General features: G+C 75.1%; 25 protein-coding genes. 14 read left to right on the top strand and 11 right to left on the bottom strand.

Going from position 1 to position 26099, the window contains the following annotated elements:
* Positions 1 to 71: 71 nt before the first annotated feature.
* From UXQ13_RS01210 to UXQ13_RS01195, 4 genes are read left to right on the top strand one after another with little or no spacing between them, the layout of a single operon-like run.
* On the top strand, positions 72 to 1496 hold the full coding sequence (locus tag UXQ13_RS01210) for an MFS transporter (RefSeq protein WP_336391653.1): 1425 nt from the start codon (positions 72 to 74) through the stop codon (positions 1494 to 1496).
* Between the two features lie 10 nt (positions 1497 to 1506).
* On the top strand, positions 1507 to 2190 hold the full coding sequence (locus tag UXQ13_RS01205; protein WP_336391652.1) for an ABC transporter ATP-binding protein: 684 nt from the start codon (positions 1507 to 1509) through the stop codon (positions 2188 to 2190).
* Positions 2187 to 2855 (top strand): ABC transporter ATP-binding protein, encoded by a 669-nt coding sequence (locus tag UXQ13_RS01200; protein ID WP_225234502.1) that lies wholly within the window; start codon positions 2187 to 2189, stop codon positions 2853 to 2855. Before UXQ13_RS01205 ends, UXQ13_RS01200 begins: the two co-directional genes overlap by 4 nt.
* On the top strand, positions 2852 to 5467 hold the full coding sequence (locus tag UXQ13_RS01195; protein ID WP_336391651.1) for a hypothetical protein: 2616 nt from the start codon (positions 2852 to 2854) through the stop codon (positions 5465 to 5467). Before UXQ13_RS01200 ends, UXQ13_RS01195 begins: the two co-directional genes overlap by 4 nt.
* Here the strand turns inward: UXQ13_RS01195 and UXQ13_RS01190 are convergent.
* Positions 5464 to 6270 (bottom strand): acyl-CoA thioesterase, encoded by an 807-nt coding sequence (locus UXQ13_RS01190; protein WP_336391650.1) that lies wholly within the window; start codon positions 6268 to 6270, stop codon positions 5464 to 5466. The genes UXQ13_RS01195 and UXQ13_RS01190 overlap by 4 nt on opposite strands.
* A 27-nt stretch (positions 6271 to 6297) precedes the next feature.
* Here UXQ13_RS01190 and UXQ13_RS01185 point away from each other — a divergent pair, with 27 nt between their 5' ends.
* Positions 6298 to 7266, top strand: a complete 969-nt coding sequence (locus UXQ13_RS01185) for an aldo/keto reductase (protein ID WP_225234499.1) — start codon at positions 6298 to 6300, stop codon at positions 7264 to 7266.
* On the opposite strand, the gene thpR is transcribed toward UXQ13_RS01185, so the two are convergent.
* Genes thpR through UXQ13_RS01160 form a run of 5 tightly spaced genes read right to left on the bottom strand, consistent with a single transcriptional unit; the run spans position 7254 to position 11712 of the window.
* A complete protein-coding gene (gene thpR, locus UXQ13_RS01180) occupies positions 7254 to 7811 on the bottom strand; it encodes an RNA 2',3'-cyclic phosphodiesterase (RefSeq protein WP_380095868.1) in 558 nt (185 codons plus the stop codon). The two genes, UXQ13_RS01185 and thpR, sit on opposite strands and share 13 nt — an antisense overlap.
* On the bottom strand, positions 7808 to 8278 hold the full coding sequence (locus tag UXQ13_RS01175; RefSeq protein WP_336391649.1) for a hypothetical protein: 471 nt from the start codon (positions 8276 to 8278) through the stop codon (positions 7808 to 7810). The genes thpR and UXQ13_RS01175 overlap by 4 nt, the downstream gene beginning before the upstream one ends.
* 43 nt (positions 8279 to 8321) lie before the next feature.
* A complete protein-coding gene (locus UXQ13_RS01170) occupies positions 8322 to 9668 on the bottom strand; it encodes an MFS transporter (protein ID WP_336391648.1) in 1347 nt (448 codons plus the stop codon).
* Positions 9669 to 9725: 57 nt separating this feature from the next.
* On the bottom strand, positions 9726 to 10160 hold the full coding sequence (locus UXQ13_RS01165) for a MarR family winged helix-turn-helix transcriptional regulator (protein ID WP_225234495.1): 435 nt from the start codon (positions 10158 to 10160) through the stop codon (positions 9726 to 9728).
* Between the two features lie 55 nt (positions 10161 to 10215).
* Positions 10216 to 11712, bottom strand: a complete 1497-nt coding sequence (locus UXQ13_RS01160; protein ID WP_225234494.1) for an NCS2 family permease — start codon at positions 11710 to 11712, stop codon at positions 10216 to 10218.
* Positions 11713 to 11771: 59 nt separating this feature from the next.
* On the opposite strand from UXQ13_RS01160, the gene UXQ13_RS01155 reads away from it, so the two are divergent.
* Positions 11772 to 11981 (top strand): DUF2530 domain-containing protein, encoded by a 210-nt coding sequence (locus UXQ13_RS01155; protein ID WP_336391647.1) that lies wholly within the window; start codon positions 11772 to 11774, stop codon positions 11979 to 11981.
* Positions 11982 to 12152: 171 nt separating this feature from the next.
* Here UXQ13_RS01155 and UXQ13_RS01150 read toward each other — a convergent pair whose 3' ends face one another.
* Positions 12153 to 12932: a DUF3027 domain-containing protein gene (locus UXQ13_RS01150; RefSeq protein ID WP_336391646.1), complete on the bottom strand. Its 780-nt coding sequence runs from the start codon at positions 12930 to 12932 to the stop codon at positions 12153 to 12155.
* Positions 12933 to 13076: 144 nt separating this feature from the next.
* Between UXQ13_RS01150 and UXQ13_RS01145 the strand changes: the two genes are divergently transcribed.
* On the top strand, positions 13077 to 14681 hold the full coding sequence (locus UXQ13_RS01145; RefSeq protein WP_336391645.1) for an MFS transporter: 1605 nt from the start codon (positions 13077 to 13079) through the stop codon (positions 14679 to 14681).
* The gene (locus tag UXQ13_RS01140) at positions 14678 to 15172 is read left to right on the top strand and encodes a DUF2771 family protein (RefSeq protein ID WP_336391644.1); all 495 of its coding nucleotides are present in this window, start codon (positions 14678 to 14680) and stop codon (positions 15170 to 15172) included. The genes UXQ13_RS01145 and UXQ13_RS01140 overlap by 4 nt, the downstream gene beginning before the upstream one ends.
* Before the next feature lie 14 nt (positions 15173 to 15186).
* Here UXQ13_RS01140 and UXQ13_RS23730 read toward each other — a convergent pair whose 3' ends face one another.
* A complete protein-coding gene (locus tag UXQ13_RS23730) occupies positions 15187 to 15570 on the bottom strand; it encodes a cold-shock protein (protein WP_455428460.1) in 384 nt (127 codons plus the stop codon).
* Between the two features lie 154 nt (positions 15571 to 15724).
* Between UXQ13_RS23730 and UXQ13_RS01130 the strand changes: the two genes are divergently transcribed.
* Entirely contained in the window at positions 15725 to 16042 is a 318-nt protein-coding gene (locus UXQ13_RS01130) for a hypothetical protein (protein WP_225234489.1), read from the top strand.
* A 6-nt stretch (positions 16043 to 16048) separates the two neighbouring features.
* Here UXQ13_RS01130 and UXQ13_RS01125 read toward each other — a convergent pair whose 3' ends face one another.
* Positions 16049 to 17695: an AMP-binding protein gene (locus tag UXQ13_RS01125; RefSeq protein WP_336391643.1), complete on the bottom strand. Its 1647-nt coding sequence runs from the start codon at positions 17693 to 17695 to the stop codon at positions 16049 to 16051.
* Positions 17692 to 17919 carry a hypothetical protein gene (locus tag UXQ13_RS01120; protein ID WP_225234487.1) on the bottom strand — a complete coding sequence of 76 codons (228 nt, stop codon included), beginning with the start codon at positions 17917 to 17919 and terminating at the stop codon, positions 17692 to 17694. The genes UXQ13_RS01125 and UXQ13_RS01120 overlap by 4 nt, the downstream gene beginning before the upstream one ends.
* A gap of 212 nt (positions 17920 to 18131) precedes the next feature.
* Between UXQ13_RS01120 and UXQ13_RS01115 the strand changes: the two genes are divergently transcribed.
* Both UXQ13_RS01115 and UXQ13_RS01110 read left to right on the top strand, forming a co-directional pair.
* Positions 18132 to 19364, top strand: a complete 1233-nt coding sequence (locus tag UXQ13_RS01115) for an MFS transporter (RefSeq protein WP_336391642.1) — start codon at positions 18132 to 18134, stop codon at positions 19362 to 19364.
* A 42-nt stretch (positions 19365 to 19406) separates the two neighbouring features.
* The gene (locus UXQ13_RS01110) at positions 19407 to 20048 is read left to right on the top strand and encodes a maleylpyruvate isomerase family mycothiol-dependent enzyme (RefSeq protein ID WP_336391641.1); all 642 of its coding nucleotides are present in this window, start codon (positions 19407 to 19409) and stop codon (positions 20046 to 20048) included.
* Positions 20049 to 20057: 9 nt separating this feature from the next.
* Here UXQ13_RS01110 and UXQ13_RS01105 read toward each other — a convergent pair whose 3' ends face one another.
* Complete coding sequence (locus UXQ13_RS01105) at positions 20058 to 20558, bottom strand: hypothetical protein (protein ID WP_336391640.1); 501 nt, start codon at positions 20556 to 20558, stop codon at positions 20058 to 20060.
* Between the two features lie 42 nt (positions 20559 to 20600).
* On the opposite strand from UXQ13_RS01105, the gene UXQ13_RS01100 reads away from it, so the two are divergent.
* The 3 genes from UXQ13_RS01100 (at position 20601) to UXQ13_RS01090 (ending at position 26051) form a co-directional block, all read left to right on the top strand.
* A complete protein-coding gene (locus UXQ13_RS01100) occupies positions 20601 to 22832 on the top strand; it encodes a helicase C-terminal domain-containing protein (RefSeq protein ID WP_336391639.1) in 2232 nt (743 codons plus the stop codon).
* 103 nt (positions 22833 to 22935) lie between these two features.
* On the top strand, positions 22936 to 24216 hold the full coding sequence (locus UXQ13_RS01095) for a cyclopropane-fatty-acyl-phospholipid synthase family protein (protein ID WP_336391638.1): 1281 nt from the start codon (positions 22936 to 22938) through the stop codon (positions 24214 to 24216).
* Between the two features lie 149 nt (positions 24217 to 24365).
* On the top strand, positions 24366 to 26051 hold the full coding sequence (locus UXQ13_RS01090; protein ID WP_336391637.1) for a DNA repair helicase XPB: 1686 nt from the start codon (positions 24366 to 24368) through the stop codon (positions 26049 to 26051).
* Positions 26052 to 26099 lie beyond the last annotated feature (48 nt).

Raw genomic sequence — 26099 nt, 5'->3', positions numbered from 1 at the left:
CGTACCCGCGACCGATGATCCTGCCCCAGCGGTCCGGTCCTACCCGTGACGCACCCCCGGAGGAGGAACCCGTGACCCGCACCCCCGCCCTGGACCTGAGGTCGGGCACCCAACGGGTGTTCGCCCACCTGCTGGCCAACAACCTGCTGGTGTCGGTCATGAACTACACCGTCTGGTTCGCGCTGACCTTCTGGGTGTTCCTGGAGACCGGGTCGGTGTTCGCCACCGGGCTGATCGCCGGCATCTTCCTGGTCGCCACCGCCACCACCGGCATCTGGTTCGGCAGCCTGGTCGACCACCACCGCACGCACACCGTCATGCAGGCCTCGGCGGTGGCGTCGGCGGTGTTCTACGCGGTGTCGCTGGCGGTGCTGATGCTGGCGCCGGAAGGGTCCTTCCGGACCGCGGCCAGCGTCCCGCTGTGGGTGCTCGTCGTCCTGCTGATGCTCGGGGTGATCGCCGGCAACCCGCGGTCGATCGCGCTGCCCACGCTGGTGACCCTGCTGATCCCGGCCGACCGGCGGGACCGGGCCAACGGCCTGGTGGGCACGGTCACCGGCGCCTCCATGCTGGTCACCTCGGTGATCAGCGGCCTGCTGGTGGCCTACGGCGGGATGACCGCCGTCCTGGTGCTGGCCCTGGCCGTGCTGGCCGTCGCCGTCGGGCACCTGGCCCGGGTGGACGTCCCCGAGCCCCGCGTGGTGGGCACCGGGGGCACCGACGGCGCCGGGGACGGCGTCGACCTGCGGGGCACGCTGCGGCTGGTCCGCGGGGTGCCCGGGCTGCTGCCGCTGATCCTGTTCTCCTGCTTCAACAACTTCCTCGGCGGCGGGTTCATGGCGCTGATGGACCCCTACGGGCTGTCGCTGATGTCGGTGCAGGCCTGGGGGCTGCTGTGGGGCGGGCTGTCCGCGCTGCTGATCGTGGGCGGGCTGCTGGTGGCGAAGGTCGGCCTGGGCAGCCGGCCGATCCGCCTGCTGCTGCTGGCCAACGTGGTCATGTGGGCCGGCACGATGCTCTTCCCGCTGGTGTCGTCGATCCTCACGCTGACCGTCGCGATGGGCCTGTTCATGCTGGTCATGCCGTTCGCGGAGGCCGCCGAGCAGACCGTGCTGCAGCGGGTGGTGCCCTACGAGCGGCAGGGCCGGGTGTTCGGGTTCGCGCAGAGCGTGGAGCAGGCCGCCTCGCCGCTCACCGCGTTCCTCATCGCCCCGATCACCCAGTTCCTGGTGATCCCGTGGATGACCGGCGGGGCGGGCGCCGACGCGATCGGCAGCTGGTTCGGCACCGGCCAGGCCCGCGGCATCGCGCTGGTCTTCGTCGTCACCGGGGCGCTCGGGCTGCTGACGGTCGGGCTGGCCTTCCTGACCCCGGCCTACCGGCGGCTGTCCGCGGCCTACGCCACCAGCCCCGCCCCGGAGCCCACCGAGGGGCCCGTGCCGCCGCCGGCGCCCGGGGTGCCGGCCGCCCTCGCCGCCGGGGGTGAGCCGTCCTAGGCTGCCGGCGATGACGTCCGCCCCACCCGGTCCCGCCGCGTCCTGCGAGCGGGTGGTGAAGACCTACCGGACGGCGACCGAGTCGGTGCCCGCGCTGACCGAGGTGAGCGTGCAGATCCCGCGCGGCCGGGTGACCTGCGTGGTGGGCCCGTCCGGGTCGGGGAAGAGCTCCCTGCTGCGCCTGCTGGCCTGCATCGACTCCCCCGACTCCGGCACGGTCACCGTGGGCGGGCAGCGGGTGGACGACCTGGGCGCCCGGGGCCGGCGGCGGCTCCGCCGTCGGCAGGTCTCCTACCTGTTCCAGCGGCCCGGGGAGAACCTGCTGCCCTACCTGACCGCCACCGAGCAGCTGCGGCTGGCCGCCGACCTGCGCGGCGTGCCGGTGCCCGCCGACGAGCTGCTCGACCTGCTGGACCGCCTGGGCCTGGCCGACCGGGCCGGGCACCGGCCGGCCCAGCTGTCCGGCGGGGAGCAGCAGCGGCTGGCGGTGGCCTGCGGGGTGGTGGGTGGCCCCGCGCTGGTGGTGGCCGACGAGCCGACCGCCGAGCTGGACACCGCCGCCGCGGTCCGGGTCTTGGAGGCGATGGAGTCCCTGGCCGCCGGCGGCGTCGGCTTCGTGGTCTCCAGCCACGACCCGCGGGTGATGGCGATCGCCGACGGGTTCGTCCGCCTCGACCAGGGCCGCACCGCGTGACGGGGTTCGCCGCCACCGGGCTGGTCAAGCGGTTCCGCCGCGGGGTGGAGACGGTGACCGCGCTGGCCGGGGTGGACCTCGCGGTGGCCGGCGGGGAGTTCGTGGCGCTGGTCGGCCCGTCGGGGTCGGGCAAGTCCACCCTGCTGGCCCTGCTGTGCGGCTGGGAGACCCCCGACGCCGGGTCGCTGCAGGTCGGCGCGGGCACCGACCCGGGCGGCCAGGGCTGGACCGAGCTCGCCGTCGTCCCGCAGGCCCTCGGCCTGGTCGCGGACCTGTCGCTGGCCGACAACGTCCTGCTGCCCGCCCGCCTCCGCGGCGGCCGGTCCGACCGGCCCGGCGACCCCGCTCCGCTGGCCGAGCGGCTCATGGCCGACTTCGGGCTGGCGCACCTGGCCGACCGCTACCCCCACCAGGCCTCGCTCGGCGAGCAGCAGCGGGCCGCCGTCGCCCGCGCCCTGGTGCTGCGACCGGCGCTGCTGCTGGCCGACGAGCCCACCGCGCACCAGGACCGCGGCCACGCCGACCGGCTGCTCGACGCGCTGCGGGACGCCGCGTCCGACGGCACCGCCGTGCTGCTGGCCACCCACGACGAGGTGGCCTGGTCGCGGGCCGACCGGGTCGTGTCCATGCGCGACGGGCTGCTGGTCGAGGGAGCACCGCGGTGAGGCTGCTGCCGCCGTGGTCGCGGGCGCCGCTGCTGGGCCTGCGCCAGCCCGCCGCGGTCGTCGCCGTCCTGGTGACCACCGCGATCCTGGCCTGCGCGGTGGCCAGCGCGCCGCTGTTCCTGTCCTCGGCCCGCTCGGCGGCCCTGCAGCAGCAGCTCGCCCCGCAGTGCGCCGAGGCCGCCTGGCCGGCGGTCACGGCCTCGGCCGACGCCCCGGTCGGCGACGCCGCCCAGGAGGTGGCCGGCGCCCCGGTGGACGCCTGGGCCGCGGTCGGCCGCACCGCGGAGCCGAGCCTGACCGTGGGGTCGACGGCGAACGCCAGCGGCAACGTGCAGCAGGGCGTCCCGGTCACCGCGGCCGACGGCGCGCGGCTGAGCCAGCCGGCCACCCTGCTGTGGCGGCCGGACGCCCTGGCCCACGTCGAGGTGGTGGACGAGGTCGCCGGCACCGGGGTGTGGTTGCCGGCGTCCTACGCGCAGGCCGCCGGCGCCACCGCGGGCGGCACCGTCGACGTCGGCGGTACCCCGACCCCGGTCGTCGGGGTCTACACCGACCTGTTCGACACCGTCCCCGGCGCCTACTGGTGCGACTACGAGCCGTACTTCACCAACGCGAGCAGCGCGGACACCCCGCCGCCGGCGCTGGTGCTCACCACCGACGCGACGACGCTGGTCGACCTGGCCGTGGCCGCCCGGGGGTCGCTGTCGGCCACCGCCTCGGTGCCGGTCGACGGCAGCACCCTCACCACCTCGCGGGCCACCGAGCTCGACGAGCTGACCACCGCGGCGCTGGACGCCACGCCGCTGCGCGGGTCCGGCGCCACCCGGGACCCGCGGCTGGCCGAGGCCGCGGACCGGGCGCAGGTGCTGGAGGGCGGCCTGCGCGGGCCGGTCATCCCGGTGGCGGTGGCCGGCGGGCTGCTGGCGCTGGTCCTGGTCGCCGCCGCGGGCAGCTTCTGGGCCGACCGCCGGGCCACCGAGGTGCGGCTGCTCGCCGCCCGCGGGGTCGGCCCCGTCCCGCTGGCCGGCAAGGCCGCCCTGGAGCTGGCGCTGCCGGCGCTGGTCGGCGCGGCGGTCGGCTGGGCGGCGTCCCGGCTGCTGATCGGCGCGCTCGGACCGGCGCCCGAGCTGGACCCCGCCGCGGCTGCCGCGGCGGTCGGCGCGGGGGTGGCGGCCTTCGTCGGGGGGCTCGGTGCGGCCGCGGTCGTCGCCGGGCTGCGGGCCCGGGGCACGGTGGAGCGGCCGCTGGGCGCCGCACCGCGCTGGCCGGCGCAGGTGCCCTGGGAGGTCGCCCTGCTGCTCGCGGCCGGCGCCTGCTGGCTGCTGCTGGAGGGCCGGGACGCCGTCGTCTCGCAGGGCGGGGTGGCCCAGGTCAACGGGTTGCTGGTCGCCTTCCCGCTGCTCGCGGTGGCCGGTGCCGCCGTCCTGGCGGCCCGGCTGCTGACCGCGCTGCTCCCCCGGCTCCGCCGCTGGGCCGGCCGCCGCCGTCCGCCGCTGTTCCTGGCCGTCAACCGCTGGACCGCCGCCCGGGCCGCCACCGCCACCCTGCTGGTGGCCATCGCGCTCCCGGTCGCCGTCCTCGGGTACACCGCGACGCTGACGGCGAGCTCCCGGGCCACCCTCGACGCCAAGGTCGGCGTCCAGCTCGGCGCCGGGGCGTACGCGGCCACCGCCACCCGGGTCGACCCCGACGCGATCACCGGCCCCGACGGCACGACCGTGCTGCGGTTCTCCGACGCCACGCTGACCGGGTCGGCCGACCGCACCCCGGTGCAGGTCCTGGGCATCGACCCGACCACCTTCGCCGGCGCGGCGACCTGGGTCGACTCCTTCGCCGGGTCGTCGCTGGAGGACCTGGTGGGGCGGCTGACCCGGGACTCGGCGGTGGTCCCGGTGGTGGCCAGCGGCGTCCCGGCCGGCAGCTACGAGCTGCGGCTGGGTTCCGTGCCCGTCGACGTCGAGGTGGTCGGCACCGCCGACGTGCTGCCCGGCCGCCGCACCGCCGACCCCGTGGTGCTGGTGGACCGGTCCCGGCTGCCCGAGGTCCCGCCGTCGGCCGGCTCGGACCAGTCGGTCGAGCGCTGGACCGACGGCGACGTCGCCGCGGCGGGCGCGCAGCTGCGGGACGCCGGCGCCGTCCGGGTGACCGAGACCGAGCCGGCCGACGTCCAGCGCGCGGCGAACTTCCTGGGCGTCACCTGGACGTTCGGCTACCTGTCGGCGCTGGCGGTGTTCAGCGGGGTGATCGGGGCGGCCGGGTTGCTGCTGTACCTGGAGGCGCGGTCGCGGGCCCGGGTGAGCGGGTACGTGATGGCCCGGCGGCTCGGGCTGTCCCGCGCGGCGCACCTGCGGTCCCTGGTCCTGGAGCTGGGCGGGGTCGCCGTGGCCGGGGTCGCCGTCGGCGGGCTGCTCGCGGTGGGCGCCGTGGCGGCGGTCTACCGGCGGCTGGACGTCGACCTGGTGCGGCCGCCCACGCCGCTGCTCGACGTCCCCTGGCCCGCGGTGGCCGGCACCGCGGTCGCGACCCTGGCGGTGGCCGTGGTCGCCGCGCTCTACGCCCAGCACGCCGCCGACCGCGCCGACCCCGCCACAGTCCTCCGGGAGGACGCCTAGGACCTCGGCAGCCGGGCCAGCTGGCGCGACTGGGCGACCAGGCGGCCGGTGGAGTCCCACACCCGGTAGTCCTCGTCCACCCACCCGTCGGAGGCCTCCCCGCCGCGGGCCTCCACCAGGCACCAGCCCGGCGCCGGGACCGCGCGGACGAGCGTCTGCAGCTGCACCGTCGGCGCCCAGCCCAGCCGGCCGGTCGCCCAGGACGTCGGCGGCAGCACGTCGGTGAACGCGACCAGGCCCAGCGGGTCGGGGTCCCGGCCGTCGGTGAACCGCACCCAGGCCCGGATCACCGGCTCGTCGGTGAACTCGCCGAGCGCCCAGCCGGCGGTGAGAGGGTCCAGCCGGGTCTCCACCCGCTGCGACATGCCAGGGACCGGCATCCCCGCCGGCGCCAGGTGGGCGTTCTCGGCGATGGAGAAGCAGTCCTCGACCGGGGTCGCGGCCGGCGGCGGCACCTGGTGGTCGGCCGGCACGTCGTGCAGCGTCGCCGTCGTCACCTGGACCGAGACCGCCGGCCCGGTGGCGTCGGACAGGACGACGACCGCGTGCTGCAGGGTCCGCCCGGCCGGACCGGGGGTCACCGCGAGGGTGGCCGGGCCCGGCGTCGCCGCCCGCAGGTAGCTCGCCGACAGCGCGACCGGGTGCGCGTGCGGGGACGCCTCGACGGCCGCCCGGGCGACCACCGCGAGCAGGTACCCCCCGTTGAGGATGCCGCCGCCGACGTCCCACCCCGGGTCCAGGTCGACGGCGAACCCGCCGTCCACGGGCGTCAGGGCGGTGGCGGACTCGAAGCTCTGCGGCACGCGCCCCAGGGTGCCAGTGTGGGAGGCATGGAACAGACCCACCTCGGCCGCAGCGGACTGTCGGTCTCTCGGCTGTGCCTCGGCACGATGAACTTCGGTCCCGAGACCTCCGAGCCCGACTCCCACGCGATCATGGACCGCGCCCACGCGGAGGGCGTCAACTTCTTCGACACCGCGAACGTCTACGGCTTCGCCGCCGGCAAGGGCCGCACCGAGGAGATCCTCGGCACCTGGTTCGCCCAGGGCGGGCAGCGCCGGGAGAAGACGGTGCTGGCCACCAAGGTCTACGGCTCGATGACCGACTGGCCCAACGACACCTTCCTGTCCGCCCGCAACCTGGTGCGGGCGTGCGACGCCTCCCTGCAGCGGATGCAGACCGACTGGATCGACCTCTACCAGTTCCACCACGTCGACCTGAGGACGCCGTGGGAGGAGATCTGGCAGGCCTGCGAGACCCTCGTCGCCCAGGGCAAGGTGCTCTACGTCGGGTCCTCCAACCACGCCGGCTGGCAGCTCGCCGCCGCGCAGGAGGCCGCCCGCAACCGGCACTTCACCGGCCTGGTCAGCGAGCAGTCGATCTACAACCTGCTGGTCCGCGACATCGAGCGCGAGGTGATCCCGGCCGCCGAGCACTACGGCATCGGGATCATCCCGTGGAGCCCGCTGCAGGGCGGCCTGCTCGCCGGGGTGCTGGCCAAGCAGGAGGGCAACCGGCGGACCAGCGAGCGGAACCAGAAGCGGGTCGAGGAGGTCCGGCCGCAGCTGCAGCGCTACGAGGACCTGTGCGGCGGGTGGGGTCTCTCCCCCGCCGACGTCGGCATCGCCTGGCTGCTCAGCCGGCCGGCGGTCACCGCGCCGATCATCGGCCCGCGCACGATGGAGCAGTTCGAGTCCTCGCTGTCCGCGGTGGAGATCAGCCTGGACGACGCCCAGCTCGCCGCCCTCGACGAGGTCTTCCCGGGCCACAAGACCGCGCCGGAGGACTACGCCTGGTGAGGTGAGGGCCAGCCGGTGACCCGCTCGTAGGGCCGGCCGGGCGGTGACCGCCACAGCACCACCTCGGTCACCGGCCAGGCCGGCCCGTGGTCACCGGCCAGCCGGTCGACCAGGGCAGCGTCCGGCGTCCCGGCACCGGGCCAGCGGCCCAGGGTCAGGTGCGGCCGGAAGGGCCGCTCGTCGACCGGTACCCCCGCGTGCCGGGCGGCCGCGGCCAGCCGGTCGGCGAGCACGGTGAGCGCGTCGACGTCCCCGCCGACCCCGGCCCACAGCACCCGCGGGCGTCGGCTGCCGAACCGGCCGGCCCCGGTGAGCTGCAGCGTGACCGGCGGCGACCCGGCGACGGCCGGACCGAGCGCCGGCAGCAGGCCCGACAACCCGGCCCGCGGGACGTCGCCCAGGAACGCCAGCGTCACGTGCAGGTCGGTCGGCGCGGACCAGCGCGGCGCTCCCGGGTCGTCGCGGACGCGGTCCACCGCGGCGACCAGCGCCGCGACCGCCGCAGCGGGCGGGGCGACGCCGAGGAAGAGCCGACCGACGCTCAGCCGCGGTCCTGGCGGTCGCTGATCACCAGGCCGGTGTCGGCCAGGGCGGCGGCCAGCCGCAGCCGCTCGACCTCGCGCTCCTCGCCGGGGCACGTCTCCGGCAGCCGGTGGGCCACCTCCAGCGACCGGGCGGCCTCGACCAGCACGTCGTCGTAGGCGGCGAGGACGCCGGCCCGGTGGGCGGCGGACCCGATCGAGACCAGGGCCAGCTCGCGGCGCAGCCGGCGGAGGTCGGCCGCGATCGCCTGCACCGACCGGCGCTCAGGCACCGCGACGGGGACCGGACGACGCGCCGGACGACGGGCCGCGACCCGGGCCGGGCGCACCGGGCGCCGGCGGCGGCGCGGGCGGCGCAGCGTGCCGGTGAACGCCCGCAGGCTCAGGTCCATCAGCCAGGCGGCACCCACGGTCATGGCGACGACGGCGGCGAGCTGGGCCCACCAGGCGGTCAGGACGGCGGAGGCCACCCCCGAACCGTAGGACACCGGTGACCCCCGCCACAACGGCGGGTCAGCGCCGTGCTGCGGTCGACGCCCCGGGCGCCTCGGCGTCGGCCTCCTCCACCGCGGGCGCCACCCGCGCGGGGGCGACGGCGGCGACCGGCAGCGGGTCCACGTGCAGCCGCACGCTGGGCGGGGCCACGTGCGCCTCGACCCGCACGTGCCGGCCGCGGGACAGGACGGCGCCCACGGCGGCGGCGACCACGACGACGACCAACCCGCTGGAGACCAGGCCCCACCGGGCACCCAGGTGCTGGGACATCCACCCGATCAGCGGCGCCCCGACCGGCGTCCCGCCCATGAAGCACATGAAGTACAGCGCCAGGATCCGGCCGCGCATCTGGGGCTCGACCCCCAGCTGCACGAAGCTGTTGCAGGCGACGCTGAACACCAGCCCGGCCGCCCCGCAGGGCACCAGCAGCAGGGCGTAGGACCACTGCGTGGGCATGAGCCCGCTGACCACGGTGAGCGCGCCGAACGCGATCGCGGCCAGCAGGAGGAACCGCTGCAGCGGGCGGGCATCCCGCCGGGTGGACACCAGCGCCCCGCTCAGCGAGCCCACCGCGAACGCCGTGGACAGCAGGCCGAACGCGCCGGCACCCAGCCCGAACACCTCGCGCGCCATCAGCGCGATGGTGATCTGGGAGTTGAAGCCGAAGGTGCCGACCACGAAGGCCAGCACCATGGCGAGCTGCAGGTCCGGGTGGGCCCGGGTGTAGCTCAGCGCGGCCCGCAGCTGTCCGCGGGCGCGGGCCACGGGCACGCTGTGCTGCAGCTCGGCGTCCCGCATCAGGGCCAGCGCGACGATGGTCGCCGCGAAGCTGGCGGCGTTGACGAAGAACGCCGGTGCGGTGTTGCCGCCCGAGGCCGCGATCACGCCGCCGGCGACGGCAGGCCCGACCAGCCGGGCGCCGTTGAACACCGTGGAGTTCAGGCTCACCGCGTTGCCCAGCAGCGCGGGGCCGACCATCTCCGACACGAACGACTGCCGGGCCGGGGTGTCCAGCGAGCTCACCACCCCCAGCGCGAGGGCGAGGGCGAACACCTGCCACAGCGCGATGCCGCCGGTGGCGACCAGCACCGCCAGGGCCAGCGCCAGGACGCCGAGCACGGCCTGGGTGACCATCAGCATCCGGCGCTTGTCGTAGCGGTCGGCGAGCAGCCCGCCGTAGAAGCTCAGCGCCAGGGTGGGCGCGAACTGCAGCGCGGTGACCACGCCGAGCGCGGTGCCGCTGCCCCCCGACAGCTGCAGCACCAGCCAGTCCTGGCCGATCCGCTGCATCCAGGTGCCGGTCATCGAGACCAGGTTGGCGCCGACGTAGAGCCGGAAGTTGTGCACGGCGAGGGCACGGAACATGCCCGCCCGGCGGGGCGCGGTGCTGGTCGGTTCAGCCGTGGTGTGTCGCCTCCACCCTCACCCGGAGGCGAGGTCGTCCATGATGCGGGCAGCCTCCCGCAGGGTCGCCCGGTCCTCGGGCGAGAGGGCGTGCAGCTGACCCGACAGCCACGCCTCGCGGGCCCGGGCCTCCTCGGTCAGCAGGGCCTCCGCGGCCGGCGTCAGGTCGATGACCACCTGCCGGCGGTCGGTGGGGTGCGGCGTCCGGGAGACCAGCCCCTTGCCCTCGAGCGCGACGACCACCCGGGTCATCGACGGTGGCTGGACCCGCTCGTGGCCGGCCAGCTCACCCGGGCTCATCGCGCCGTGCCGCTTGAGCGTGGACAGCGCGGCGAGGTGGGTCAGCGTGACCGAGGTGTCCACCCGCTGGTTGCGCAGCCGACGCGAGAAGCGCATCACCGCCAGGCGCAGGTCGTGCGCGAGCGCGGCGGTGTCCAGCGTCGTCCGCGCCACGTGTCACTCCACCCGTTGATTAGCCCCGGTAAGCATACTCCCGCGGGCCGGCGGCTCAGAACAGCTGCTGCACCGGCTCGATCGCGAAGTAGACCACGAAGAGCACGCCGACCACCCACATCAGCGGGTGCACCCGCCGCGCCTTGCCGGTGGCCGCCATCAGCACCACGTAGCTGACCGTGCCGGCACCGATGCCGTTGGTGATCGAGTAGGTGAACGGCATCAGCGCGATGGTCAGGAACGCCGGGATCGCCAGGGTCAGGTCGTCCCAGTGCAGGTTCTTCACCTGGGCGATGAGCAGCGCGCCGACGATCACCAGGATCGGCGAGGCCGCCTCGGAGGGGACGACGTCCACCAGCGGCGAGAACAGCGTCGCCACCAGGAACAACGCACCGGTCACCACGCTGGCCAAGCCGGTGCGCGCACCGTCGGCGACGCCGGCGGTGGACTCCACGTAGGTCGTGTTGGACGAGACGCTGGCCAGCCCACCGGCGGCCGCGGCGACCGAGTCGACCAGCAGGACCGGCTGCGAGCGGGGCAGGTTGTTGTGCTCGTCGAGCAGCCCGGCCTCGGCGCCGACGGCGGTCACCGAGCCGACGGTGTCGAAGAAGTCGGCCAGCATCAGCGCGAAGACGATGAGCAGCGCGGCGACGACGCCGATCCGGGAGAACCCGCCGAACAGCGAGAACTGGCCGATCTGGGAGAAGTCGGGCAGGCCGACGACCTGGTCGGGCAGCGTGGGCACCTGCAGCGCCCAGCCCTTGGGGTTGACGCTGCCGTCGTCGAGGAAGGTCGGTCCGACCTTGGCGATCGCCTCGATGACGACGGCCAGGACGGTGGTGGCGACCAGCCCGATCAGCAGGGCGCCGCGGGTCTTGCGGACGACGAGCACCGCGGTGAGCAGCAGCCCGACGACGAAGACCAGCTGCGGCCAGCTGGCCAGGCTGCCGTCGATGCCGAAGGTGATCGGCACGGTGCCGGTCTGCGCGCGGCGGACGAAGCCGGAGTCGACCAGCCCGATGAGCGCGATGAAGAACCCGATGCCGACCGCGATGGCCGTCTTGAGCTGGTCGGGGATGGCCTCGAAGACTGCCTTGCGGAACCCGGTGAGCACCAGGACGGTGATCAGCAGGCCCTCGAGGACGACCAGGCCCATGACCTCGGGCCAGCTCAGCTGGGTGGCCGCGTAGGCCGCCACGACGGCGTTGATGCCGAGCCCGGCGGCGAGGGCGAAGGGGTACCGGCCGACGATGCCCATCGCGATGGTCAGCACGCCGGCGACCAGCGCGGTGACCGCGGCGACGGACCCGAAGTCCAGGGTGTTCCCGCTGATGTCCGCGCCGGACAGGATGATCGGGTTGAGCACCACGATGTAGGCCATCGTGAAGAACGTGACGAACCCGCCGCGCACCTCGCGGCCCACGGTGGAGCGCCGCTCGCTGATGGAGAAGTAGCGGTCCAGCCCGTTCTTGGGCTTCACCTTCGGCCCCTGGCTGCGGCGCTTGGTGGCGCCCGTCGGGGTCGCGTCGGTGGTCTCGATGTCGTCCGGCACTGCGACAGGGTGCCACGCGCGGGGCCGTGCGCAGGTCTCTGCTCGATTACATTCGTCCGGTGCCCGCCCCGACCCGCCCGTCCCCTCCCCCGCTCCGCGTGGAGACCAGGCGCGTCGTCCTCGTCGGCGCGGCGCTCTGGGCCCTGGGTCTGGTCGTCGTCCTCCTCCTCGGCGACCGCGTCGACCGCGTCTGGACCTGGACCTGCCTCTGCGGCCTCGTCCTGGCCGTCCTGGGCATAGCCCTCATGCGCTGGCAGCACCAGCGCTGAGAGCAGCACAACCCACACCACACCCCGGATACGGACCCTGAGCGCAGCGAAGGGTCACCGCCGAGGCGGGGGGGCCGAGGCACGAGCGTCCCCTCCCCGAGGCGGTGCAAGGGAGGGCTCAGCGCAGAGTGCCCAGCCCCCCTGGCCGCGGTGGGAGTCCGAAGGACGACATCAAATACTGTCGTAGGCCTGCGTGTCGTAGAGCGGGATGTTCGTGATCTCGGTGGTGTCGACCGGCACCACGCTGGCCTCGCTGTGCGCGCCGCAGCCGTGGTCGGTGGTGACGACGTGGCCGTCGGAGGGTGCGTAGGCGTTGGCGCAGACGCCGAGCTCGAGGCGCAGTGACCCGGCCAGCGGCATGAGGAAGGCGCAGTCGCCGCAGGACCCGGGGGCGTGCCGGGCGATGGCGGCGGTGGGGCCCCACTCGCCGGTGCTCCAGCGCGCCAGGGCCTCCCGTCGTCCCTCGGCGGACAGCACGCGCTCGCGGCCGATGCCGATCTCCTGGGCCACGACCATGCCTGCGGGGTCGGACGCCGAGTCGTCGTCGGCCAGGTAGGACGGCACGAGGCGGGGGTCGTCCTCGGTGACGGGCAGGACGTCGCCGACCGACAGGTCGCCGGGGCGGATCCGCTCGTGCCACGGCACCCAGGACGGCGCGAGCAGCGCGTCCTCGCCGGGCAGGAGGACGACCTCGTCGACGGTGACGTGCTCGTCGCCGGGGACGTGGGCCAGGGTGACGGCCCAGTGCCAGCCGACGTAGCCGGGCAGCTGGGCGGCGAACGTGTGGGTGAGGACCTCGCCCAGCAGGGCGGGGTCCGGGACCGCCTCGCGGGAGGTCCCCAGGTGCTCCCCGACCTCGGCGGCGAGCCCGGCGACCTCGACCGCGGCGGTCCGCGCGGTCTCGACGGCCGCGGTCAGGACGTCGACCGAGGACGTCTCGGGTGCGGTCACGGGAGCGGGATCGGGAGCGGACACGCCTCCCATGGTGCCTCACATCGCACCCGTGGGTCTGCGACAGGCGCGCGGGTGCCACCCGCGGGTGGGGCACGATGGTCGGGTGAGCGAGCGGTCGAGCGGGCGGGCGGGCCGGCACCGGTGAGCCGTGCCCGGCGCTGGGGCCGGTCGGGGCGCGCGGACGCCGACCGGGAGCGCACCGGTCCGCTGCACGTGCCGCGCTCGCAGACCCGTCCGATGCCGCAGGCGTCCGCGCCGGCCGGGGACGACTCCCCCACCGTGGTGACCGCCTCGGCGGACCCGGCGCGCCCGCGGACCTGGCGCCCGGCACCACCGCCCCCGCAGGACACCCGTCCGGCCGGCGCCGCACCGACCGCGCCCGTGCCCCCGCCGGGGCTGGGCGCCCGGCCGCCGAAGATCACCGTGACCCGGGTGGCCGCGCGCCGGTCCCGCGAGCTGACGGTCGCCGCCGTCCGCCGGGTGAACGCGGCCAGCCGGGCCGACGGCGCCGGGGACAGCGGGCTGTCCCACCTCCTGTGGGTGAACGCGCTGCACGCCGCGGGCGACGCGATGATCGCCGTCTCGCTGGCCGGCACGCTGTTCTTCGCCGCCTCCTCCGACGCCCAGCGCGGCAACGTCGCGCTGTACCTGCTGGTCACGATGGCGCCGTTCGCGGTGGTCGCGCCGCTGCTGGGTCCGCTGCTGGACCGCCTGCAGCGCGGCCGCCGGTGGGCGATGGCCGCCAGCCTGGCCGGCCGTGCGGTGCTGGCGCTGGTGATGGCGGCCAACTACGACGGGCTGTGGCTGTACCCGGCGGCGCTCGGGGTGCTGGTGCTGTCCAAGGCGCTCAACGTGCTGCGGGCCGCGGTCATCCCGCGGGTGCTTCCCCCGACGATGTCGCTGACCAGCGCCAACGCCCGCACGTCGGTCTTCGGCCTGGTCACCTCCGGGGTGTTCGGCGGGGTCGGCGCCGGCGTCGCGCTGGTGGCCGGCTTCCCGCCGCTGCTGTGGACGATCGCGGCGGTCTTCCTCGGCGCGGCGGTGCTCGCGGTGCGCCTGCCGCGGCACGTGGACGTCCCGGCCGGTGAGGAGTCCTCGGACCTGCTGACCACGACCATGGAGATCCCGGTCGGCGGCCGGCGCCGGCGTCCGGTGCGCCAGGCCGTGGTCGACGCGCTGCGCAGCGCCGCGCTGCTCCGGGTGCTCGGCGGCTTCCTCACCATCTACGCGGCGTTCCTGGTCCAGGCGCAGGTGCCCGGCGGCTGGGAGCGGACCGCCGCCCTCGGCGCGATCGCCGGCGCGGCCGGGCTGGGCAGCTTCCTGGGGACCGGCATCGGCTCCCGGCTGCACAGGGCCACCCCCGACGTGCTGGTGCTGTGGGCCACCGTCGCCGCCGTCGCCACCGCCGCGGTGGCGACCGGGTTCTTCTCCATCGCGCTGTTCGCGGTCACCGCCGGCGTCTCGGCGCTGGCGGCCGGGCTGGGCAAGGTCTCGCTGGACGCGATCATCCAGCGCGACGTGCCCGGCGCCCAGCACGCCTCGGCGTTCGCCCGCTCGGAGACCCTGCTGCAGCTGGCCTGGGTGCTCGGCGGCGCGCTGGGCATCGCGCTGCCCGCCGACCGGCCGATGCTCGCCTTCGGGGTGACCGCGGGGCTGCTGGTGGTGGCCACAGGTCTGCTTGCTTGGCTGGGGCACCGCCGCCCCGCCCGGGGACGCGGGACGACGCCGGCCCAGGAGTGGACATGAGCAGCGCACGGACGACCGTCGCCGGGGGCATCGCCGTCCTGGCGCTGCTGGCCGGCTGCAACGCCGGCGGCAGCAGCGACGCCGAGAGCTCGACCGACAGCGCGCCGACGGTGCGCGTGCGGTCGGGCACCCAGGACGTCGCGGTGCAGCCGACCCAGTACTGCCTGGACGGGTCCGGCGAGCGCTACGCGGGCACGCCGCCGGTCGTCGAGGTCTCACCGGACAGCACGATCGCGCTCACGGTCAGCCAGGCCGTCGCCGACCAGGGCTGGAGCGTGCAGGTCTACGACGACCAGCTCGAGACGCCGATCGGGGAGATCGACGTCGAGGACGGGACGACGGTCTACACCGGCATCAACAGCTCCGACGTCGTCCCGCCCTCGTTCTACCTGGTGGTCGTGGAGGACTCCGACGACTCCGAGTGCGGTGGGCTGTCCGGTGCCTGGCCGGTCGGCTTCATCCGCGCCGAGGCCGCCGCCCCGACCAGCTGAGCGCTACCGAGCGCTCAGCCCTCCAGGTCGCTGGCGACGGCGCGCAGCACGGAGGCGACCTTGCCGGCCGCCTGCTTGTCGGGGTGCCGGCCGTGCCGCAGCCCGTTGCCGATGCCGTCGAGCAGGCGGATCAGGTCCTCGATGATCGGCACCAGGTCGTCGGGCTTCTTCCGGGTGCCGGCCACGACCGAGGGCAGCGGGTCCAGGACGACGACCTGCAGCGCCTGGTCACCGCGCCGGCCCGCGACCACGCCGTACTCCACCCGCTGGCCCGGCTTGAGCTCCGTCGTCCCGTCCGGCAACGCGTCCCGGTGGACGAACACGTCGGGCCCGTCCTCCTGGGAGAGGAAGCCGAAGCCCTTCTCCGGGTTGAACCACTTGACCTTGCCGCTGGGCACGAGGGGATCCTTCGTTCTGCATCACGCACGGACGGCGACCCACCCGGGTCGCCGCGGCCCAGGCTAGCCCGCGGGCGGGTTCCGGTCCGCCGAGTTCCCGCAACGACGTTACCGGCGGGTAGCCCCGCTCCGGGGCGGATGGGATGCTGCCCCCATGGCTGCCCGCACCGCTGCGTCCCGCGTCGTCACGTCCCTCGCCGCGGCGATCCGGTTGATCACCTCGGTGGTCGGCGGGCTGATCGTGCTCTACGCGGTGTTCGTGCTCTTCGAGGCGAACCCGGACAACCCGATCGTGCAGTTCACCGCCGGGGTGCGCGACGACCTCGGCGGCTTCACCCGGGACCTGTTCACCCCCGACGACCCGAAGATCGCCGCGACGGTGAACGCACTCATCGCGGCGATCGTCTGGGTCGTCGGCGGGAACCTGCTGTCCAAGGCGGTCACCCGCCTGGCCCCCCGCGCGAAGGCCTGAGGCGCCTCAGGCGGTCGTGACCTCGCTCAGCCCCAGCTCGGCGCTGGACACCTGGCGCATCTCGACCTTGCGCACCTTGCCGGTCACGGTCATCGGGAAGCTCTCCACGACCTTGACGTAGCGGGGCACCTTGTAGTGCGCCAGCTTGCCGGTGCAGAACTCCTTGAGCGTCGCCGCGGTCATCTCCTCCGCGCCGGGCCGCAGCTGCACCCAGGCCATCAGCTCCTCGCCGTACCTCTGGTCCGGCACGCCGATGACCTGCACGTCGGCGATGTCGGGGTGGGAGTAGAGGAACTCCTCGATCTCGCGGGGGTACACGTTCTCCCCGCCGCGGATCACCATGTCCTTGATCCGGCCGACGATGTTGAGGTAGCCCTCGGCGTCCATGACCGCGAGGTCGCCGGTGTGCATCCAGCGGGCGGGGTCGAGCACGTCGGCGGTCTTCTGCGGCTCGTCCCAGTAGCCGAGCATCACCGAGTAGCCGCGGGTGCACAGCTCGCCGGTGGTGCCGCGGGGCACGGTCAGGCCGGTCTCGGGGTCCACGACCTTGCTCTCCAGGTGCGGGTGGGTGCGCCCGACGGTGGAGGTGCGGCGGTCCAGGTCGTCGTCCGCGCCGGTCTGGGTGGACACCGGGGAGGTCTCGGTCATGCCGTAGCAGATCGTCACCTCGGCCATGCCCATCTCGTCGACCACCCGCTTCATCACCTCGACCGGGCACGGCGAGCCGGCCATGATCCCGGTGCGCAGGCTGGACAGGTCGTAGGAGGCGAAGTCGGGCAGCGCGAGCTCGGCGATGAACATCGTGGGGACGCCGTACAGCGACGTGCACCTCTCGTCCTGCACCGCCTGCAGGGTCAGCGCGGGGTCGAACCCGGGCGCCGGGATGACCATGGTGGACCCGTGCGAGGTGCAGCCCAGGTTGCCCATGCCCATGCCGAAGCAGTGGTAGTACGGCACCGGGATGCACACCCGGTCGGCCTCGGTGTAGCTGCAGCCCTCGCCCACGAAGAACCCGTTGTTGAGCAGGTTGTGGTGGGTGAGCGTGGCGCCCTTGGGGAAGCCCGTCGTCCCCGACGTGTACTGGATGTTGACCGGGTCGTCGGCGGACAGCTGCGTCTCGCGCTCGGCCAGCAGCGCGCGGTCGGCGGCCCGCCCGGTGTCCATCAGGCGGTCCCAGGCCGGGTCGCCGAGGAAGAGCACCTCGCGGAGGTCCGGGCAGTCGCCGCGGACCTCGGCGACCATCGCCCGGTAGTCGCTGGTCTTGAACGCCGGTGCCGCGACCAGCACGGAGATGCCGGCCTGCTTGAGCACGTAGGACAGCTCGTGCGTGCGGTAGGCCGGGTTGATGTTGACCAGGACGACGCCCAGCTTGGCGGTGCCGTACTGCACGAAGACCCACTCGGCGCAGTTGGGCGCCCAGATGCCGACCCGCTCGCCCTTCTCGATGCCCAGGGCGTGCAGGCCCAGGGCGAAGGCGTCGACGTCGTCGACCAGCTGCGGATAGGTCCACCGGCGACCGGTGGCGCACTCGACGAGGGCCTCGTGGTCACCGACCCGCGCTGCCGTCCGGTCCAGGTTGGCGCCGATGGTGTCGCCCAGCAGGGGGACCGTCGACGTCCCGCTGGTGTAGGAGGGCAGCGCGGGCGCGGTCATGCCCGCTCGCCCGGACGCAGCTGGACGCCGGCCCGGTTGGGCTTGTCGGTCGGGTGGGCGTAGCGCAGCCGCTCGGGCGGGAGCGGGAACGAGTGGTCCTCGCCGAAGGGCGACAGCGAGCCGGTCATCTCGCTGACCAGCTCGGTCAGCGGCGGGCCGCCGTCCTCGGACTGGCCCCAGGTGGGCTCGACGAGGTGCGCGTTCTTGCTGTTCTTCTTGGCCACGGTCGCCTCCGGTGCTCGGGCCCGCTCGTGCCTGCGGGCTGCTCGAGGGACATCTTCCCGTGCATCCCACCCCACCGGCGACACCCCACGCCACCCCTGGTGCAGCGGGGACGCAACGAGCGGGGTCCCGGCGGGGCTCGTCAGGTCCCGAGGCGCGGCCGTGGGCGGACCCGGGCGACAGCCGCGGGATGGCCGCCTAGGGTCGGTTCCCCGTGAGCCGGATCAGCGAGGTCGTCGCGCCGTCCCGCCTGGGTCTGGGCTTCCGCTGGCTGCTGGCCTCCTCCTGGACGTCGAACCTGGGCGACGGGATCGCGCTGGCCGCCGGGCCGCTGCTGGTCGCCTCGCTCACCCGCGACCCGTTACTGGTCTCGCTGGCCGCCGGGGTGCAGTGGCTCCCGCCGCTGCTGTTCGGGCTGCTCGCCGGGGCGGTGACCGACCGGGTCGACCGGCGCCTGCTGGTGGTGCTGGTCGACCTGCTCCGCGCCGCCGTCCTGGTCGTGCTCACCCTGGCGGTGGCCACCGACCTGGTGACGATCGCCGGGGTGCTGGTCGCACTGTTCGTGCTGGGGACGGCGGAGGTGTTCGCCGACAACAGCTCGCAGACCCTGCTGCCCACGCTGGTCCACCGCGACGACCTGGCCGTGGGCAACGCCCGGCTGATGACCGGCTTCATCACCGTCAACCAGCTCGCCGGGCCACCGCTGGGCGCGGCGCTGTTCACCGTCGGCGCGGCGTGGGCCTTCGGCGCGGTGGCCGTCCTGGTCGCGCTGGGCGCCGTGCTGGTCTCCCGCATCGTGCTGCCCCCGGCCGAGCGGACCGAGCGGGGCCCGGTGCACACCGAGATCGTGGAGGGCTTCCGCTGGGTGCGGCACCACCCCGCCGTCCGCACGCTCGTGCTCACCATCTTCAGCTTCAACCTGACCTTCGGCGCCGCCTGGTCGGTGCTGGTCCTCTACGCCACGCAGCGCCTGGGCCTGGGCGAGATCGGCTTCGGTCTGGTCACCACCGCGCAGGCGGTCGGCGGCATCCTCGGCATCGCCGCCTACGGCTGGATCACCGCCCGGGTCAGCCTGGGCAACCTGCTGCGGGTCGGGCTGGTCGTGGAGACCCTGACCCACCTGGCGCTCGCGCTGACCACCAGCCCGTGGGTGGCCATGCCGGTGTTCGTGGTGTTCGGCGCGCACGCCTTCGTCTGGGGCACCACGTCGGTGACCGTCCGGCAGCGCGCCGTCCCCCGGCACCTGCAGGGCCGGGTGGGCAGCGTCAACCTGGTCGGCACCTTCGGCGGGCTGGTGATCGGCGCCGGCATCGGCGGGCTGGTGGCCCAGCGGTTCGGGGTGACCGGGCCGTTCTGGTTCGCCTTCGCCGGCTCGGCGCTGTTCGTGGTGCTGATCTGGGGTCAGCTGCGGCACGTGGCGCACGCCGACGAGGCGCCCCCGGCCTGAGGCCGCTTGCGGCGGACCGGACGGGCGCGCCATCGTCGCCGGGTGACCGACGACGTGCAGTCCCGGACCGCGGCCAACCGGACCGCCCTGGCGGACCTCTGCGCCGGGCTGACCGACGCCGAGCTCGCCACGCCCAGGCTGTGCGCGGGGTGGCGCTGCCGGGACGTGCTCGGGCACCTCGCGATGGCCCTCGAGCTGTCGTTCCCGCGCTTCCTCCTCGAGGTGGTGCGCGACCGCGGCCGGGCATCGCGGACCTCGTTCCGCGTGGCCCGCGCGTTCGGCGACCGGCCGACCGCCGAGCTCGTCGGCATCCTGCGGGAGCACAGCGGGGACGTCGTCTCCCCGCCCGGGATCGGCCCGCTGGGTCCCTTCACCGACTCCTGCATCCACCTGCGCGACATCGCCCTGCCGCTGCACCGGCCCAGCACGCCACCTCTCGACGACTGGGTGCGGGCGCTGGACTTCCTGGTGACGCCGCGCGCGGTGCGGGCCGGCTTCGTGGCCCGTGGCCGCCTCGCCGGTCTCCACCTGGTCGCCGACGACGGCTGGTCCTGGGGCGCCGGGGCCGACGTCACCGGCCCTGCCGAGGCGCTCGCGCTGGCGGTCAGCGGCCGTCCGGTGGCCCTGGCCGACCTGGCCGGGGACGGAGTGCCCGTGCTGCGCGACCGCCTGGTCCGCGGCTGACCCAGCCGGTCACGGCGTCCGGGCGCCGTAGAGGGTGCCGAGGCCGTCGGCGGTGAGCACCCAGCGGCCCTCCCCCACCGCGGCGAACCGGACCTCCTGGGCGTCCAGGCGCTGCACCGCCCGGGTGCGCCAGGTCGCGGTCGACAGCAGCCGCAGGTCGACGTCCTCGCCGCCGTCGTCGGGCTCCACCCGCAGGACGGCGGGCCCGGCGATCCGCAGCCGACCGGTCCGCCACGGGGTGCCGGCCAGGCCGCGGGTCCAGGCGGTGACCCGCAGCAGCGACCCGGCGCCGGCCACCAGCGCGGCCAGGCCGACCAGCACCAGCGCCACCACCGCGAGCCCCGCGAAGGGCAGCCGCTGGCCGCCCGAGGACACCGTCTGCACGGTGGCCACCCCCAGCAGGACGGCGAGCACGAGCGCGATCACCCCGCCGCCCAGCCAGCGCAGCGCCCCCGCGCGCGTGGCCGCGAGGTCGGTGCGGGTGGTCGGGTCGTCCAGGGCGCCGGGCACGCGCCGATGCTGCCACCCGCGCCGCGACGTAGCGTGGATGAGATGGCCACCGACCCTCCCGCCACGCTGGCCGCGTGGCTGCGCACCCGCTCCGACGAGCAGCTGGGTGCGCTGCTGGCGCTGCGCCCCGACGTCGCCCGCCCGGCTCCCTCGGACGTCGTGGGTCTGGCCACCCGCCTGGCCGTCCCGGTCTCGGTGGACCGGGCGCTCGACGAGCTCGACGCCGGCACCCTGCAGGTGCTCGACGCCGTCCTGCTGTCCCCGACCGACGGCATGAGCCGGGCCGACCTGGCTGCCGCGCTGCCCGACGCCCCGGTGGAGCCGGCCCTGGAGCTGCTGACCGCCCGCGCCCTGCTCTGGGGCGACGACGTCGTGCACGCCCCCGAGCCGGTGCGCCGCGCCGTCCGGTTCCCCGCCGGGCTGGGCCGCCCGCGCACCCCGCCGCCGGCCGACGTCGAGGGCGACCTCGCCACGGTGGACGACGAGGAGCGCACGGTGCTGGAGGCGCTGGCGCGGGACAACCCGCTGGGCCGGCTGCCCGTCGACCACTCCACCCGGGCCGACGCCGCCGACGAGTCCCCCGCGCGGCGGCTGCTGCGCCGTGGCCTGCTCACCCGGGTCGACGCCGCCACCGTGGAGCTGCCCCGCCAGTACGGCCTGGCGCTGCGCGGCGACCGGCCCTACGGACCGACCCGCACCCGCCCCGAGCCCACCACGACCCACCGCGACCCCGAGGTCACCGACCGGCGCGCGGCCGGGGCGGCGCTGGAGGTCGTCGGCCGGGTCGGCGAGCTGCTCGCCGCCGTCGAGGAGGACCCGGCGGGCCTGCTGCGCAGCGGCGGCATGGCCATCCGCGACCAGAAGCGGCTGGCCAAGGCGCTCGGCGTCGACGAGCGCCAGGCCGCCTTCCACATCGAGGTCGCGCACGCCGCCGGCCTGCTCGACCTCGGCGGGCCGCACCGCGACGAGTGGCTGCCCAGCCGCGGGTACGACACCTGGCGCGAGCAGCCCCTGCCCGAGCGGTGGGCGCTGCTGGCCGCCGGCTGGCTGGACTCCCTGCGGGTCATCGCGCTCGTCGGACAGCGCGACCCGGCCGGCAAGGCGGTGAACGTGCTGTCCCCCGACGTCGTCCGGCACACCGTGCCGGCGGTGCGCCGGGCGGTGCTGACCACCCTGGGCGAGCTGCCGGCCGGGGAGGGCCTGGCCACCGACGACCTGCTGGACCTGCTGCGCTGGCAGAGCCCGCGCCGCGGCGACCGGTACACGCTGGTGCCGGCCCTGGTCGAGGAGGCCGAGCGCCTCGGCGTGGTCGTGGCCGGCCGGCTGTCGTCGGGCGGGCGCGGGCTGCTGGCCGCCGGCGAGGAGGGCGCGGCCGACGGCATGCGCGGGCTGCTGCCCGAACCGGTCGACCACGTGCTGGCCCAGCCCGACCTGTCCCTGGTCGCCCCGGGCCCGCTGGTCCCCGAGCTGGCCCGCACGCTGGCCACCGTCGCCGACGTGGAGTCCTCGGGCGGGGCCACGGTGTTCCGGGTGGACGAGGGCAGCATCCGGCGGGCGCTGGACTCGGGTTGGTCGGCGTCCGAGCTGCACGACTTCTTCGCCCGCGCCTCCCGCACCCCGGTGCCCCAGGCGCTGGACTACCTGGTCGACGACGTCGCCCGCCAGCACGGCCGGCTGCGGGTCGGGGCGATCGAGAGCTACGTGCGCAGCGACGACCACGGCCTGCTCTCCCAGGTGCTGTCGGACAAGCGGTCGGCCCCCGCCGAGCTGCGCCGGCTGGCCCCGGGTGTGCTGGTCAGCGGGTTGCCGGCCGACGAGGTGCTCGCCGTCCTGCGCACGGCGGGCTACGCCCCCGCCGGGGAGTCCGCGGGCGGCGCCGTCCTCACCCGTCCGCCGGGACGGCCCCGGGCGACCGCGCGGCCGGGCGGCCGACCCGCCGCGGGGCCGCGACCGCTGCGGGCCGAGGAGGTCGAGGCGACCGTCCGGGAGATCCGGGCCGGGGACGCCGCGCTGGCCGCCCGCCGGACCGATCCCGCCCGCCAGGTCCCGGGGGTGACGACGGCGAGCACGCTGGAGCTGCTGTCCCGGGCGGTGCGCGAGCAGCTGCCGGTCTGGCTGGGCTACGTGGACGCCCAGGGCTCCGGCAGCCGGCGCACCGTCCAGCCGCTCACCCTGGGCGGTGGGTTCCTGTCCGGCTTCGACGAGGGCCGCGGCGAGGAGCGCACGTTCGCCGTCCACCGGATCACCTCCGTGGACCTCGTCGACCGGGGCTGACCCCTCCCCCGGATCCCCGCGCATACCCGGGCGGAATGCACGGGTAGGTGATCGACTTGTCCCGTTCGTTGGTACAGGCAACGAGTTGCACGGATGGTGTCGGATGGGTCGAGGAACGGTCGCGGACCGGTTGGCGACGGTGCTGGGCACCGTCCTGGGGAGCACGCAGCTGCCGGTGCGGCTGCGCGGGTGGGACGGGTCGGTGGCCGGTCCTGCGGGCGCACCGGTGCTCGCCGTCCGGAACAGGCGGGCGCTGCGCCGCCTGCTGTGGTCGCCGGGGCAGCTCGGGCTGGGGCGCGCGTACGTCGCCGGCGACATCGACGTCGAGGACGACGTCTTCGACACCTTCGCCGCGCTGAGCTCGGTGGGACGGCTGTCCGAGACCGGCCAGATGCGCCCGGTGACCGCCGCCGAGCGGGTGGCCCTGCTGCGCACGGTCGCGGGCCTGGGCGGGCTGGGCACCGACCCCGCGCCGCCGGCCGAGGAGGCCGACCTGGGCCGGCACGGCCTGCGGCACTCCCGCCGCCGGGACGCCGCCGCCATCGCCCACCACTACGACGTGGGCAACGACTTCTACGAGCTCGTGCTCGGTCCGTCGATGGTCTACAGCTGCGCGGTCTGGGACACCCCCGAGGTGGGCCTGGACGCAGCGCAGGAGGCCAAGCTCGACCTGGTCTGCCGCAAGCTGGGCCTGACCGAGGGCTCCCGGCTGCTCGACGTCGGCTGCGGCTGGGGCTCGATGGCCATCCACGCCGCCGGCCGGTACGGCGCGACCGTCGTGGGCATCACCATCTCCGAGGAGCAGGCCACGCTGGCCCGCAAGCGGGTGGCCGAGGCCGGGCTGACCGACAAGGTCGAGATCCGGGTGCAGGACTACCGGGAGATCGACGACGGCCCCTTCGACGCGATCAGCTCGATCGGCATGGCCGAGCACGTCGGCCGGGCCCGGCTGGGCACCTACGTCGACCAGCTCGCCGGGCTGCTGCGGCCCGGTGGCCGGCTGCTCAACCACGCCATCGCCTGGAACGCCGGGGAGGCCAGCTGGAGCGAGGACAGCTTCATCGCCCGCTACGTCTTCCCCGACGGCGAGCTGCTCGGCCTGGGCGAGATGGTCGGCGCCATCGAGGCCGGCGGCCTCGAGGTCGTCGACGTCGAGGCGCTGCGCCGGCACTACGCACTCACCCTGCGGGCGTGGGTGCGCCTGCTCGAGGAGCACTGGGACGACGCGGTGGCCGCGAGCACGGAGGGCCGCGCCCGGGTCTGGCGGCTGTACATGGCCGCCTGCGCGCTGGCCTTCGAGGGCGGCGCGATGGGTGTGGACCAGGTGCTGGCGGTCAAGCCCGGCGGCGAGCAGCCCCCGCTGCGCCGCACCGACTGGGTCTGAGCCGCACAGAGGGTCACCCCGCAGTCATCGGGTCGCGTCGTGACGCGGCCCGATGACTGCACGGTGACCCGCGGCACCGCCCGCGGCGGGAGCAACCTGTCGGTAGCTGTGGTTACCGTGGAGTATCTGCTCCTAGCCGAAGGACACCTGTGAGCGACGGCCCCCTGATCGTCCAGTCCGACAAGACCCTGCTGCTGGAGGTCGACCACCCGCAGAGCAAGGAGTGCCGGGCCGCGATCGCACCCTTCGCCGAGCTGGAGCGCTCGCCGGAGCACGTGCACACCTACCGGGTCACCCCGCTGGCGCTCTGGAACGCGCGCGCCGCCGGCCACGACGCCGAGCAGGTCGTCGACGCCCTGGTGCGGTTCAGCCGCTACCCGGTGCCGCACGCGCTGCTGGTCGACGTCGCCGACACGATGGACCGCTTCGGCCGGCTCACGCTGGCCAACAACCCGGTGCACGGGCTGGTGCTGACCACCACCGACCGCGCCGTGCTGACCGAGGTGGCCCGCAGCAAGAAGGTCGCCCCGATGCTGGGCGCCCGGATCGACGACGACACCATCCAGGTGCACGCCTCCGAGCGCGGCCGGCTCAAGCAGGCGCTGCTCAAGGTGGGCTGGCCGGCCGAGGACCTCGCCGGCTACGTCGACGGCCAGGCCCACCCGATCGAGCTCGACCAGGCCGACTGGCACCTGCGCGACTACCAGCAGGAGGCCGTCGACGGGTTCTGGGCCGGCGGGTCCGGCGTGGTCGTGCTGCCCTGCGGGGCCGGCAAGACCCTGGTCGGCGCCGCGGCGATGGCCGAGGCCAAGGCGACCACGCTGATCCTGGTGACCAACACCGTCGCCGGCCGGCAGTGGAAGCGCGAGCTCATCGCCCGCACCACGCTCACCGAGGAGGAGATCGGCGAGTACTCCGGCGAGCGCAAGGAGATCCGCCCGGTCACCATCGCGACCTACCAGGTGATCACCACCCGCCGGAAGGGCGAGTACCGGCACCTGGACCTCTTCGACGCCCAGGACTGGGGCCTGATCGTCTACGACGAGGTGCACCTCCTCCCCGCGCCGATCTTCCGGCTCACCGCCGACCTGCAGTCCCGCCGCCGGCTGGGCCTCACGGCCACGCTGGTGCGCGAGGACGGTCGCGAGGACGACGTCTTCTCCCTCATCGGGCCCAAGCGCTACGACGCCCCGTGGCGGGACATCGAGGCACAGGGCTACATCGCCCCGGCCGAGTGCATCGAGGTCCGGGTCGCCCTGGACGACGAGGAGCGGATGACCTACGCGGTCGCCGAGCCCGAGGAGCGCTACAAGATCGCGGCGACCGCGCAGTCCAAGATGCCGGTGATCCGCCGGATCCTGGAGCGGCACCCCGAGGAGCAGAAGCTGGTCATCGGCGCCTACCTCGACCAGCTCGAGGAGCTCGGCACCGCGCTGGACGCCCCGGTCATCCAGGGGTCGACGACGAACAAGGAGCGCGAGCGGCTGTTCGCCGCCTTCCGCACCGGCGAGATCAAGACGCTGGTGGTCTCGAAGGTCGCCAACTTCTCGATCGACCTGCCCGAGGCCGCGGTCGCCGTCCAGGTGTCGGGCACGTTCGGGTCCCGGCAGGAGGAGGCCCAGCGGCTGGGCCGGGTGCTGCGCCCCAAGGCCGACGGCCGGACGGCGCACTTCTACACCGTGGTCAGCCGGGACACCCTGGACAGCGAGTACGCCGCACACCGCCAGCGGTTCCTCGCCGAGCAGGGCTACGCGTACACGATCGTCGACGCCGCCGACCTGGCCGGCCGCGGCGAGGTCAACGGCCCCGACTGGGTCGAGCCCACCGCCGACTGACGCCGAGTGCACGACTGCGGTGGTCATCCGGGCTCCGGGACCACCGCA

Source organism: Klenkia terrae, from assembly GCF_037083865.1.
Classification (GTDB): domain Bacteria; phylum Actinomycetota; class Actinomycetes; order Mycobacteriales; family Geodermatophilaceae; genus Klenkia; species Klenkia terrae.
This window is presented reverse-complemented; position numbering and strand designations above follow the sequence as displayed.